General features: G+C 70.2%; 15 protein-coding genes. 6 read left to right on the top strand and 9 right to left on the bottom strand.

Translation table 11 applies throughout. From position 1 onward, the window contains the following. Positions 1 to 51 precede the first annotated feature (51 nt). Positions 52 to 729 (top strand): metal-dependent transcriptional regulator, encoded by a 678-nt coding sequence (locus BLW84_RS07560; RefSeq protein ID WP_425441688.1) that lies wholly within the window; start codon positions 52 to 54, stop codon positions 727 to 729. On the opposite strand, the gene BLW84_RS07555 is transcribed toward BLW84_RS07560, so the two are convergent. Next, complete coding sequence (locus BLW84_RS07555) at positions 706 to 1,191, bottom strand: hypothetical protein (protein WP_093262816.1); 486 nt, start codon at positions 1,189 to 1,191, stop codon at positions 706 to 708. The genes BLW84_RS07560 and BLW84_RS07555 overlap by 24 nt on opposite strands. A 276-nt stretch (positions 1,192 to 1,467) precedes the next feature. On the opposite strand from BLW84_RS07555, the gene BLW84_RS07550 reads away from it, so the two are divergent. The 4 genes from BLW84_RS07550 (at position 1,468) to BLW84_RS48915 (ending at position 4,380) form a co-directional block, all read left to right on the top strand. Then, the gene (locus BLW84_RS07550) at positions 1,468 to 2,232 is read left to right on the top strand and encodes a VOC family protein (protein ID WP_093262814.1); all 765 of its coding nucleotides are present in this window, start codon (positions 1,468 to 1,470) and stop codon (positions 2,230 to 2,232) included. A 93-nt stretch (positions 2,233 to 2,325) separates the two neighbouring features. Then, a complete protein-coding gene (locus tag BLW84_RS07545; protein ID WP_093262809.1) occupies positions 2,326 to 2,796 on the top strand; it encodes an RrF2 family transcriptional regulator in 471 nt (156 codons plus the stop codon). 50 nt (positions 2,797 to 2,846) lie between these two features. Beyond that, positions 2,847 to 4,016 carry an MFS transporter gene (locus BLW84_RS07540; RefSeq protein ID WP_093262794.1) on the top strand — a complete coding sequence of 390 codons (1,170 nt, stop codon included), beginning with the start codon at positions 2,847 to 2,849 and terminating at the stop codon, positions 4,014 to 4,016. A 40-nt stretch (positions 4,017 to 4,056) separates the two neighbouring features. Then, positions 4,057 to 4,380, top strand: coding sequence for a hypothetical protein (locus tag BLW84_RS48915; protein ID WP_245760997.1), 324 nt, complete (start codon positions 4,057 to 4,059; stop codon positions 4,378 to 4,380). Between the two features lie 307 nt (positions 4,381 to 4,687). Here BLW84_RS48915 and BLW84_RS07530 read toward each other — a convergent pair whose 3' ends face one another. The 8 genes from BLW84_RS07530 to rpsB form a co-directional block, all read right to left on the bottom strand. Next, the gene (locus tag BLW84_RS07530; RefSeq protein ID WP_093262792.1) at positions 4,688 to 5,218 is read right to left on the bottom strand and encodes a CGNR zinc finger domain-containing protein; all 531 of its coding nucleotides are present in this window, start codon (positions 5,216 to 5,218) and stop codon (positions 4,688 to 4,690) included. Between the two features lie 3 nt (positions 5,219 to 5,221). Beyond that, positions 5,222 to 5,398 (bottom strand): hypothetical protein, encoded by a 177-nt coding sequence (locus BLW84_RS47285; protein WP_177226338.1) that lies wholly within the window; start codon positions 5,396 to 5,398, stop codon positions 5,222 to 5,224. 49 nt (positions 5,399 to 5,447) lie between these two features. Continuing rightward, a complete protein-coding gene (locus tag BLW84_RS07525; RefSeq protein WP_177226337.1) occupies positions 5,448 to 6,179 on the bottom strand; it encodes a class I SAM-dependent methyltransferase in 732 nt (243 codons plus the stop codon). Between the two features lie 174 nt (positions 6,180 to 6,353). Further along, on the bottom strand, positions 6,354 to 7,199 hold the full coding sequence (locus tag BLW84_RS07520) for a phosphatidate cytidylyltransferase (protein WP_093263098.1): 846 nt from the start codon (positions 7,197 to 7,199) through the stop codon (positions 6,354 to 6,356). A gap of 36 nt (positions 7,200 to 7,235) precedes the next feature. Beyond that, a complete protein-coding gene (gene frr, locus BLW84_RS07515) occupies positions 7,236 to 7,793 on the bottom strand; it encodes a ribosome recycling factor (RefSeq protein WP_093262790.1) in 558 nt (185 codons plus the stop codon). 163 nt (positions 7,794 to 7,956) lie between these two features. Further along, the gene (pyrH, locus tag BLW84_RS07510; RefSeq protein ID WP_093262788.1) at positions 7,957 to 8,703 is read right to left on the bottom strand and encodes a UMP kinase; all 747 of its coding nucleotides are present in this window, start codon (positions 8,701 to 8,703) and stop codon (positions 7,957 to 7,959) included. A gap of 241 nt (positions 8,704 to 8,944) precedes the next feature. Beyond that, the gene (tsf, locus tag BLW84_RS07505; RefSeq protein WP_093262787.1) at positions 8,945 to 9,760 is read right to left on the bottom strand and encodes a translation elongation factor Ts; all 816 of its coding nucleotides are present in this window, start codon (positions 9,758 to 9,760) and stop codon (positions 8,945 to 8,947) included. A gap of 189 nt (positions 9,761 to 9,949) precedes the next feature. Continuing rightward, positions 9,950 to 10,780: a 30S ribosomal protein S2 gene (rpsB, locus tag BLW84_RS07500; RefSeq protein WP_093262784.1), complete on the bottom strand. Its 831-nt coding sequence runs from the start codon at positions 10,778 to 10,780 to the stop codon at positions 9,950 to 9,952. Positions 10,781 to 11,185: 405 nt separating this feature from the next. On the opposite strand from rpsB, the gene BLW84_RS07495 reads away from it, so the two are divergent. Then, on the top strand, positions 11,186 to 11,755 hold the full coding sequence (locus BLW84_RS07495) for a M23 family metallopeptidase (RefSeq protein WP_093263095.1): 570 nt from the start codon (positions 11,186 to 11,188) through the stop codon (positions 11,753 to 11,755). Positions 11,756 to 11,795 lie beyond the last annotated feature (40 nt).

Here is an 11,795-nt window from a genome sequence, read left to right as displayed (position 1 = left end):
TGGGTGCGTCCACCGACCGGGTTGCGCCCGTATCGTGCAAGTATGACGAGTATGGCCGAGCGCCCCTCGTCGTCCGTCGAGGACTACCTCCGGGCGATCTACGGGCTATGCGAACGGGGTGTGCCCGTCACGAACGCCACCTTGACCCAGCGGCTGGGCCTGAGCCCGTCATCGGTCTCCGGAATGATCAACAAGCTGGCGCAGCTCGGCCTGGTCACGCACGTCCGGTACCGCAGCGTCGAGCTGACCCCGGAGGGCCGCCGGCTGGCCTTCGACGTGCTGCGCAGGCACCGGCTGATCGAGCTGTTCCTGGTCGAGGAGCTCGACTACAGCTGGGACGAGGTGCACCGGGAGGCCGACGCGCTGGAGCACGCGGTGTCCGACGAGCTGGTCGCGCACATCGCCGCCAAGCTCGGCAACCCCACCCACGACCCGCACGGCGACCCGATCCCGACCGCGGAGGGCACCGTCGAGAAGCCCGCGACGCTGCTGCTGGACCAGGTCGAGCCGGGCACGATCGGCACCATCGCGCGGGTCTGGGACACGGATTCGGAACTGCTGCGCTACCTGACCGATCACGGCATGACGCTGGGCTCGCGGATCGAGGTCGTGGAGCGCAAGCCCTTCGGCGGGCCGCTGGTGGTGCGCGTCGGCGAGCCGCCGGCGGACGAAACCCACTTCGTGGGCGACGAGATCGCGGCCGCGCTATCGATCAGCGTGCACCGGTGAACCCGCCGCGTCGGTGAGCCGGGAGGCGACCGTGCGGGACGCGACCACGCGCGACGCCGGCCACTCCAGCGGATCCGACGGCGGGTCGTCGCCGTAGACCTGCTCGGTCACCAGCCGCCCGTGCAACTCGTCGGTGCGGTGCGCGCCCAGCACCGCGAGCAGCAGGTCGAACCGGCTGTCGGTGAGCGTCACGGCGACGTAGCAGAACCCGGCGAGGCCGGTGAACACGAGACCGGATACCCACCACACCGATGCTCCCTGGGCCAGGAACATCACCGCGAGGGCGAGCAGCAGCCCGGAGACGAAGGCGATCCCGCGGGCGATCGTGACCTGCCTCAGCATCGACCGGAACGCCGGGTACTGGTGGCACAGCTGCCGGATGATGCGGGCCCGCTCGTGGCGGTCCAGCTGAGCAAGCCGACTCAAGCCCGCGGTCACCGGCTTCGCCGCGCGGTTGGCCATGGCTGCTCCTGTAACCCCTGGTGCGTGCTTCGATCGGGTTGCTCGGCATGCAGATACGCACACTGAGTGACCGCTAACAGTCGATCACGCGGGCCGTCCAGTATCAAGGCGTCATTCGGGGGCGTTCCCATTGCGGAAAAGGCACCGAACAGTAACGCCCCCACGCGGCCGTACGCCCTTGATCCGCCACGCGTGTTTTCCGGATCGAAACCTCGGTCACCCTGGGGATACCCCCTTGATTCACCTCGTGTCGGAGTGCGTTTCGGAGGAGGAGCGATGGCCATCGCAGTGGGCGCCCCAGCTTGGGTGGACTTGGCCACCCACGACGTCGCCAACGCGCGGGACTTCTACGCCGGCCTGTTCGGCTGGCACTGGATCCAGCGCCCGGACTACAACATCGCGACGAAGGAGCACAAACCGGTCGCCGGGCTGCTGCTGCCGGAGACGGACGCGCCGACGGCCTGGACGCTGTACCTGGAGTGCGGCTCGGCCCGCCGCGCGGTGGAACGGATCCGTGCGCTCGGCGGCAAAGTGCTGGTCCCACCGACGGAAACGCCCGCCGACGAGACGTTCCTGGTCGCCGAGGATCCCTCCGGCGCGGCGATCGGCCTGTGGGAGGCGCCGCCCAACGGCACCTTCGGCCGCGACCACGCGGGCATGCTCTGCTGGGCGGAACTGCACACCCGCGACGGCTCGTCCGCCGATCCGTTCTACGCCGAACTGCTGGGCTACCGGCAGGAGCAGATCGGCGAGCCGGGCGACGGCTTCGACTACACCGTCTGGTACGTCGACGACCTGCCCACGGTGGGCCGGTTCGAGACCAGCTCGGCGCTGCCCGAGGACGTGCCCGCGCACTGGCAGCTGTACTTCCAGGTCAACCCGGACAGCAACGCCGACGACGCGACGGCGAAGGCGGTCCAGCTGGGCGGCGAGGTGCTGCGCGAACCGTCGGATTCCCCGTACGGCCGGCTCTCCCTGATCCGGGACGTCGTCGGAGCCACGTTCTTCATCATCGACACCGCCCAGCGCACCGGGGAATGATCCGCGGCGCCTGAATGCCCTGGCAGGAACCGCGCCTCCCACCCAGGCGAGCCCAGCCGCGCATCGGCATACCTGGATGTCTAGCATCCAGGTATGCGGATGGGCGAAGGGGTCGAGTGGGGCCTGCACTGCTGCCTCACGCTGGCGTGGCTGGGCGACGAACCCGTGCCGGCGGCCCGGCTCGCCGCCCAGTTCGACCTGCCCCCGGCATACCTGAACAAGCGCCTGCAAGCGCTGGTCCGGGCCGAGATCCTCACCTCCACACCGGGGGCGCGCGGCGGTTTCCGGCTGGCCAGGCCGCCGGCGAAGATCACGCTGATGGACGTCGTCGCCGCCATCGAAGGCCCCGAGGACGCGTTCCGCTGCGCCGAGATCCGGCAGCGCGGAGCCGGGACGGGCACCCCGGCCGGCGAGTTCCGCAAGCGCTGCGGCATCGACGCCGCCATGCGCCGGGCCGAGCTGGCCTGGCGCCGCGAACTGGCCTCGCAGACCATCGCCGACCTGATGGACACCGCCCCGCCCCGCGCCGCCGACCGAGTACGGCGCTGGCACGCCACGGACTGACTTCTTCCGAACCGCCTGCTCAGCAGGGCCTCTTCAGCTGGAGAACCTGGATGTCAAATATCCCGAATCCGACGCGGAGCCGAGGCCTGACGGCCACCCTGGTGCTGGCGCTGGGAACCTTCGCGGTCGGCACCGACGCCTTCATCGTCGCCGGATTCCTCCCGGCCATGGCGGACTCGCTGGAGGTGACCACGGCCGCAGCCGGGCAATCGGTGACCACGTTCGCGGTGGCCTACGCCGTCCTCGCCCCGGTCCTGGCGACCGCGACCGCCCGGATCCCGCGCCGGGCCCTGCTGGTGGCCGCCCTCGTCCTGCTCGGGATCGCCAACATCGGCTCCGCGCTCGCCCCGAACCTGGCGGTGCTGATCGTCAGCCGGGTGCTCGCGGCGGCCGGTGCCGCCGCGTACACGCCCAGCGCGGGCGCGGTCAGCGCGGCGCTGGTGCCTGTTGAGTTCCGCGGCCGGGCGCTGGCCGTGGTCGTCGGCGGCCTCACCGTGGCCACGGCGCTGGGCGTTCCGCTCGGCGATCTGGCCGGCGAGTGGTTCGGCTGGCGCGCCGCGCTGGGTCTGGTCGCCGCGCTGTGCCTGCTCGTCGGCGTCGGCGTCTACCTGATCATGCCCGCCCTGGCGGGGAGCGCCCGCATCCCGCTGCGCGACCGGCTCGCGCTGCTGCGCCGCCGCAGCGTCATGGCGGTCCTGCCGCTGACGGTGCTCGGCATGGGAGCCAGCTACACCGTCTACGCCTACAGCGTTCCCGCGCTGAACGCCGTCGGGGTCCCGGAGAACTCGACCATGCTGATGCTGTTCCTGTACGGGCTCGGGGCGGTGCTGGGCAATCTCCTGTCCGGCTACGCGACCGACAACTGGGGCCCGATCCGGGTCCTGACCTGCGGTTACCTGAGCATGACGCTCGCGCTGGCACTGCTGGCGTGGTTCGCCTGGACCGGCACCACGCCGCAGGTCGCGGTCGCCATCCTGGTGTTCGCCTGGGGCGCGAGCACCTGGACCCAAACGCCGCCGCAGCAAACCCGGCTCATCGACGCGGCGCCGCAAGAGGCGGCGATCGTGGTGTCGCTGAACGCGTCGGCGATCTACCTCGGCATCGGCGCGGGCACCCTCCTCGGCGGCGCGCTGCTGGCCTTCGGCCCGGCCCCGATCTTCACGGCGGCGGCCGCGGTCGCCGCGCTCGCGACGCTGTACCTGCGCATCACGGCACCCTGAGCCACCGGAAATGTCCGCCCGCGCTGACACGATCAGCGGCGTGAGATCGAAGCACGGGCTTGTTCAGGACTGGGAGCGCGGTTGGGCGCTTTGCCGCGCGACACCGAGCCCGGTCGCCGAGCACGACGGATACCGGATCGACGTCGGCGCGCCGGGACACCGCGTTCGGTTCGTGCTCAACGGCCCTGCCTCGACCGGTCGCCGAGCCGCGACGCTGACCGCGCCCGGCACCTGGCTGAAGGTCTGCGGCGATCGGGCCGAGGTGGTGTCGGCGCTGAGCGCGGCCTGGCGGGTCGAGGCACCGGAGTACCTGATGAGCGCGGCGCTGAGCAGCGACGATGCCGGAGCGATCGAGCCGGGGTAGTCGGCCGCGATCACCTCTGACGGCGACGTCCACGACGTGGCGGTGCTCGCCGAGGACGGAACGGTGGCGGCTAGCGGGCGCGTCGCCATCGCCGGGGAGGCGGCAGTCATCGAGCTACGCACGCCGAGCACCGTCGGCGCGGACTCGGGGTGATGCGATCGCTGGGCGTCGTGGCTGCGTAAAGCGGGGCCACCCGGTCGGTGCTCGTGGCCACCGTGGAGGGCCTGGCCCTCTACCGCACCCTCGGCTGGGCCGTCGAATCCGAGATCACCGCTGCTCACCTGCCCGAGCGGAGCTGAGCTCCGGCTCAGATGCCGTCCCGGCCCGCGACTCTGGCCCGGTGGCGGGCCACCGCGTCGTTGTTCGCGCAGCGCAGGGAGCAGTAGGCCCGCCGGCCGTTCCGGGAAGTGTCGACGAAGGCCTGGTCGCAGACCTCGCGCGCACACCGGCCGAGGCGATCCGCCCCTGCGAAGCAGACCACGTAGGCGAGCCCGGCGGCCGTGACCGCACGGATGTGGGCCGCGCGGTCCGCCCCCGGCGCGCTGTAGTGCAGGTGCGGGTGCCCGTCGTGCAGCGAGATGTACGGCTGGCTCGCGGTCTCGGCAAGCAACTGGTTGATCTCGCCGCACCGCTGCTCCAGGTCCTGCGGATCGAAGCAGCGGCCGAGCCGACCGCGCCAGAGCGCCAAGTCGCGGACCTGCTCGGAGTCCAGCGCACCGCCCGCGACACCGCGCGCGGACAGGACCGGTTCCAGCGCTTCGGCGGTAAGCGGACCGACCGCGTTGACGAGATCGGCCGCCAGGCAGGCCGCTTCGCCACCGTAGTCGTTGAAGCGCATCGGTCACCTCGCCGGAGATCTCGTCGGCGGGCGCACCTCTCGGCCGTCGAGGAAAACGCCGATCCGGCCGCAGAAGCACATCCGGTAGGTGACCTCGCCCTGTGACGTCCGGTGCCGGGACAGCACCGCCCACCGCTCGCGGTCTCCGGGACAGACCCCGTTCGTGCTGGTAGCAGGCATGGGTCTCACCCTGACGTCAGGGACTAGTCCACTTCAACCATTACATCGCTCAGGCGCGCAGCAGGCCGGCCGGCTTGCGGCGGGTCCGGACGCGATAGCCGACCGGAACCGTGCGGTCGGCCACCTCACGGGCCGCACGGGCGGCGACCTTCGCGGAGAACTCGATGCCCAGCACCTTCTCGAGGGTTTCCCGGTCGTCGAAGCGCCACAGCGTGTCCACGGAGGCGCTGTCGAAGCCGTGGCGCTGGAAGAACGACTCGATCGCAGCCGGATCGACCTGCGGCGCGTCCGCCCGCATCCAGTCCCCGTACGGCGAGCTCGACGCGTCCAGGTCGACGATCGCGATCATCCCGCCCGGGCGGAGCACCCGCTCCGCCTCGGCCAGGCCCGGTTCGCAGCCGGGACCGAAGAAGTACGCCGTGCGGGCGTGCACCAGGTCGACGCTGGCGTCGGCGAGCGGCAACTGCTGGGCGGGCGCGATGCGGACGTCCACGCCCGGGGTGCCCGCCATCCGGGCACGGGCCCGCTCGGCCAGCGGCGGGTGCGGCTCGATGCCGATGACCGTCCTGGCCGCGGCAGCGAACAGCGGCAGGTGGAAGCCGTCGCCGCAGCCGATGTCGACGACGTCCAGCCCGGCCCAGTCGCAGCGCTCTCGCAGCTCCTGCCACAACGCGCCGGTGGAATCCTGCGCGTGGTTCTCCAGTTCGAAGAGCTCGGGCCAGTGCCAGATGTTCGGGCTCGGCGTCACCTGCGGCCGCGCCGGCTTCCGCCAGGTTCGCATCGCTGTCCTCTCTCCGACGCAGGACGGCCCCTCCGCCGTGTATCGGACATACATCAGGAGGGGCACCCACAGACCAGGAAGCCTCTGAAGTTCCGCCACCCGCACCGCCACGCAAAACGAGGTTGGAAAAACCTCGATGGAAATCGCGCACCCCCGAGCCGGGCAGCGGGTTCCTCAGCCCGGGATGAGCCAGAAGAGCATCATCCAGGCGGCCGCGGCCGACGGCAGCAGGGAATCCATCCGGTCCATCAGGCCGCCGTGTCCGGGCAGCAGATTGCCCATGTCCTTGATGCCGAGGTCGCGCTTGATCAGCGACTCCATCAGGTCGCCCAGCGTCGCGGTGCACACCAGCGCCGCGCCGAACAGCGCGCCCTGCCACCACTGGCCGTCGAGCATCAGGGTCACCGAGAGGACCCCGGCCACCACGCCGACCAGCATCGACCCGCCGAAGCCCTCCCAGGACTTCTTCGGGCTGATGCTCGGCGCCATCGGGTGCTTGCCGAACAGCACGCCGAACGCGTAGCCGCCGGTGTCCGAGGCGACGACGCCGATCATGAAGCACAGCGCCCGGAAGGCACCGTCCTCCGGCCGCACCAGCATCGCCGCGAACGCGGCGAACAACGGCACGTAGGCCGCGGTGAACACCGATGCGGTCACGTCCCGCACGTAGCCGTCGACGCCGTGCCGGAACCGCCACGCCAGGCATGCCAGCACGGTGATGACGAACGCCACCAGCGTCCCGCGCAGGCCGAACGGCCAGGACAGCCACAACATCGCCTGACCGCCCACCAGGACGGGGATCAGCGAGATGCGGATGTCGGCACCGCGCTTGAGCGCGTTCGCCAGCTCGACGGTGGACACCGCCACCGCGGCGGCGACGATGCCGATGAATACGAACCGCACCATCAGCAGCGAAAGGATGATCGCGGCACCGAGCACTACCCCGACGCCGATGGCGGCACGGAGATCGCGTCCGGCCCGGGAAGGACGCGAAGGCGGGTCCGGGCTGTCTGCGGACATTCCGGACTCACCTTCGCATTGGCCGGCCGTCACCACTCAGACCTCGAGAAGTTCTGCTTCCTTGTGCTTGACCAGCTCGTCGATCTGGCCGGTGAAGCGGTGCGTGAGGTTGTCCAGCTCCTTCTCGGCGCGGTTGCCCTCGTCCTCGCCGGCCTCGCCGTCCTTGACGATCCGGTCGATCTCTTCCTTGACCTTGCGGCGGATGCCACGGATGGTGATCTTGCCTTCCTCGCCCTTGTGCTTGGCGAGCTTCACCATCTCCTTGCGGCGCTCCTCCGTCATCTGCGGAACTGCGATCCGGATGAGCTGGCCGTCGTTGGACGGGTTCACGCCGAGGTCGGAGTCGCGGATGGCCTTCTCCATCGCCGCCAGCTGGCTGGCGTCGTAAGGCTTGATGACCACCAGCCGCGCCTCCGGCACGGAGACGCTGGCGAGCTGGTTCAACGGCGTCGGCGAACCGTAGTAGTCGACGACGATGCCGGAGAACATCGCGGGGTTCGCACGGCCGGTGCGGACGGTGGCCAGATCGTCCTTGGCCACCTCCACCGCCTTTTGCATCTTCTCCTCGCCTTCGAGAAGAGCTTCGTCGATCACGGCTGCTCCTTAAGTCTGCCGACCGGTGGACATTCTTAGTGTCGCCTGCTGCGCAGCGCCGCCCCAGAGCGGGCCACCCCAGATCAGGATTCCAGCACCCCTGGTGGGGCAACGGGCCGGGTCGCTCGGGTGGTCACCCGGCACGACCTCGGATGCGCGTCGCTCAGGCCTGCTGCTCGGCCGGGGTGCTGACCAGCGTGCCGATCTTCTCACCGCCGACAGCGCGGGCGATGTTGCCTTCTTCCAGCAGGTTGAACACCAGGATCGGCATGTGGTTGTCCATGCACAGGCTGAAGGCGGTCGCGTCGGCGACCTTCAGCCCGCGCTCCAGCACCTCGCGGTGCGTGATGCGGTCGAACAGCTGCGCGTCCGGGGTGGTCTTCGGGTCGGCGGTGTAGACGCCGTCGACCGCCTTGGCCATCAGCACGACCTCGCAGCCGATCTCCAGCGCCCGCTGCGCCGCGGTGGTGTCGGTGGAGAAGTACGGCATGCCGGTGCCGGCGCCGAAGATGACCACGCGGCCCTTCTCCATGTGCCGCATCGCGCGCCGCGGGATGTAGGGCTCGGCGACCTGCCCCATGGTGATCGCGGTCATCACCCGGGTGTCGATGCCGTGCTCGCGCTCCAGGAAGTCCTGCAGTGCCAGGCAGTTCATCACGGTGCCCAGCATCGCCATGTAGTCACCGCGCGCGCGTTCCATGCCGCGCTGCTGCAGTTCGGCACCGCGGAAGAAGTTGCCGCCGCCGATCACGATGGCCACCTCGACGCCGTCGGCGACGATCTCGGCGATCTGCCGGGCCACCGCGCCGACCACGTTCGGGTCGATCCCGACGCTGCCTCCGCCGAACATCTCGCCGCCCAATTTGAGCAGCACCCGGCTGTAGCCGCGGTGCGCTGGGCCGTCGGTCACTGGATTCCTCCCGCGAAGTTCGGTTTCGCTCTAAATTTGCGCGGATCGCTCCGCTCGCCGACAACGGCACCGGGTTCCGGCGCCGTGATCTTGCGAAAGCGCCCCGCCTTGCGAACGAAGGCGGGGCGCTGATGCCGTGAGTCGCGGCCGCCGGGCCGCCACCGATTTCACCGCACCCGGTGAACCGGCGGCGCACCACCTGATCGGGGTGCCGCCCGACGTGCCGCCGAACAGCGACCGGTCAGGCCTGGCCGACCTCGAACCGGACGAAACCGGTGACGGTGACGCCGGCCTCGTCGAGCAGGGCCTTGACGGTCTTCTTGCTCTCCTGCACGGACGACTGGTCCAGCAGCGCGTTCTCCTTGAAGAACCCGTTCAGGCGACCCTCGACGATCTTCGGCAGCGCCTGCTCCGGCTTGCCCTCGGCCTTCGCGGTCTCCTCGGCGATGCGCCGCTCGTTGGCGACGATGTCCGCCGGGACGTCGTCGCGGCTCAGGTACTTCGGCTTGAGCGCGGCGACCTGCATCGCGGCGCCGCGCGCGGCGTCCGCGTTGCCACCGGTGAACTCGACCAGCACGCCGACCGCCGGGGGCAGGTCTGCGGAGCGGCGGTGCAGGTAGGTGGCCACCTCGCCGTCGAACTTGGCGACGCGGCGCAGCTCGATCTTCTCGCCGATCTTGGCCGACAGCTCCTGGATGACCTCGGAGACGGTCTTGCCGTCCAGCGGGGCCGCCAGGGCGGCTTCCAGGTCACCGGCACCGGCGGCCTTGACCGCGGCGACGATCTTGTTGGCCAGCTCGATGAACTCGTCGTTCTTGGCGACGAAGTCGGTCTCGCTGTTCAGCTCGATCAGCACACCGCCGTCGGCGGCGACCAGGCCCTCGGCGGTGGCGCGCTCGGCGCGCTTGCCGACGTCCTTGGCGCCCTTGATGCGCAGGCTCTCGACGGCCTTGTCGAAGTCGCCGTCGGCCTGCTCAAGAGCCTTCTTGCAGTCCATCATGCCGGCGCCGGTCAGCTCGCGAAGACGCTTGACGTCGGCCGCACTGAAGTTCGCCATCGTGCGTTATCCGTCCCTCTTAGTACGCAGCTTCGAAGGTCTTGCAGACATCGGCCGGGCCGCGTCCCGTGGCGTTCAACCAGCTCAGCAGGGATGCGAACCCGGCCCGGGTGGCACCCGCCAGGTCGTCTGACGGGTAGCCGGACCGCGCCGCGCGCCGATCTCATGACCGGCGCGCGGCAAGCGGACTCAGGACTGCGCGGCCTGCTCGCCGCCCTCAGGGGTGGCTTCGGCGGCCTGGCCGGAGCCGGCCAGCAGCTCCTTCTCCCACTCGGCCAGCGGCTCGCCACCGGCCGGCTTCTCCTCGCCCTCCGGGGCACCGTTGGTGCGGCCGCTGCGGGCCATCAGGCCCTGGGCGACACCGTCGGCGACCACGCGGGTCAGCAGAGCGGCCGAGCGGATCGCGTCGTCGTTACCCGGGATCGGGTAGTCGACCTCGTCCGGGTCGCAGTTGGTGTCCAGGATCGCGACGACCGGGATGCCCAGCTTCCGGGCCTCGCCGACGGCGATGTGCTCCTTCTTGGTGTCCACGATCCACACGGCGCTGGGCACCTTGCTCATGTCGCGGATACCGCCGAGGGTCTTCTCGAGCTTGTCCTTCTCGCGGGTCAGCATCAAGATTTCCTTCTTGGTGCGGCCCTCGAAGCCCCCGGTCTGCTCCATGGTCTCGAGTTCCTTGAGACGCTGCAGACGCTTGTGGACGGTCTGGAAGTTGGTGAGCATGCCACCCAGCCAGCGCTGGTTCACGAACGGCATGCCGACCCGCAGAGCCTGCTCGGCGATCGCTTCCTGCGCCTGCTTCTTGGTGCCGACGAACAGGATCGTCCCGCCGTGCGCGACCGTCTGCTTGACGAAGTCGAACGCCCCGTCGATGTAGGTCAGCGTCTGCTGCAGGTCGATGATGTAGATGCCGTTGCGCTCGGTGAAGATGTAGCGCTTCATCTTCGGGTTCCAGCGCCGGGTCTGATGCCCGAAGTGCACGCCGCTATCGAGCAGCTGCTTCATGGTGACGACGGCCATGGCCTGGTTCGCACCTCTTGAGTCGGGCGCGCCGGTTGGCGCGCTATTCGGTTGCCGCGGCGGACCGGGTGGTCCGTCGCCCTGGTACCCGCCCGGTCGCCCCCACCCTCGCTCGACGAGCTCGGGACCGCGGGAGCACCGGCACCCTGCGAGGAGCAACAGCGACCGAGATCTCGAACTCGGTACTGTTCCGCTCGGCGGCCGACCGTGAGGTCGGGCCACTTGCGCAGGCATGGCGTGCGGGCACGCGAAGTCGGTCCGTGCGGACACGAAACCGCGTTGACAGTGTACTGGACGCCCCGGCTGACCCGATCGTGGACTGCGAGTTGTCCACAGCGGCCTGGTTTGTCCACAGATCTGGGTTTCCCCCTGTTCACCTGGACCGCCGGCGGCCACCGTTGGACCATGCGCTTGTTGATCTCCACCCTCGTCTGCTGCGGCGCCGCCGCATCCCTCGGCCTGACCGCAGAACTCGAACCGCCCCGCGGGCTGCCTGCCGCGGAGCCGGCACTGCCGATGACCAGCACACCACTGCGCGCCTCGCCTTCGGCGGACGCGTTGTTCGGCTGGCCGCTGGCCCCGCCTCCAGCCGTCGTTCGCCCCTTCGAGGCTCCGGCGCACGCCTTCGGCCCGGGTCACCGGGGCGTCGATCTCGCGGGAGAGGCCGGCCAACCGGTGCTGGCGGCCGGGGACGGCGTGGTCGTCTACGCGGGCTGGATGGTGGACCGGAACCTGATCTCCATCGAGCACACCGGCGGCCTGCGCACCACCTACGAGCCGGTCGCCCCGGGTGTCTCGGTCGGCGACCAGGTCACCCGTGGGCAACCGATCGGTCACCTGGAGCCGGGCCATCCGGAGTGCGCCGCCGAGCCGCCGCGGGCCTGCCTGCACTGGGGTGCCCGGCAACGCCTGAACTACCTCGACCCGCTGCGCCTGCTCGGGTTCGGCCACGTCCGGCTCAAGCCGTGGCAGTGACACCGGCGCCGTGGCGTTCTTCGGCGGGGACCGATGCGTC

The sequence above is a fragment of the Saccharopolyspora shandongensis genome (genome assembly GCF_900106995.1).
Taxonomy (GTDB): domain Bacteria; phylum Actinomycetota; class Actinomycetes; order Mycobacteriales; family Pseudonocardiaceae; genus Saccharopolyspora; species Saccharopolyspora shandongensis.
This window is presented reverse-complemented; position numbering and strand designations above follow the sequence as displayed.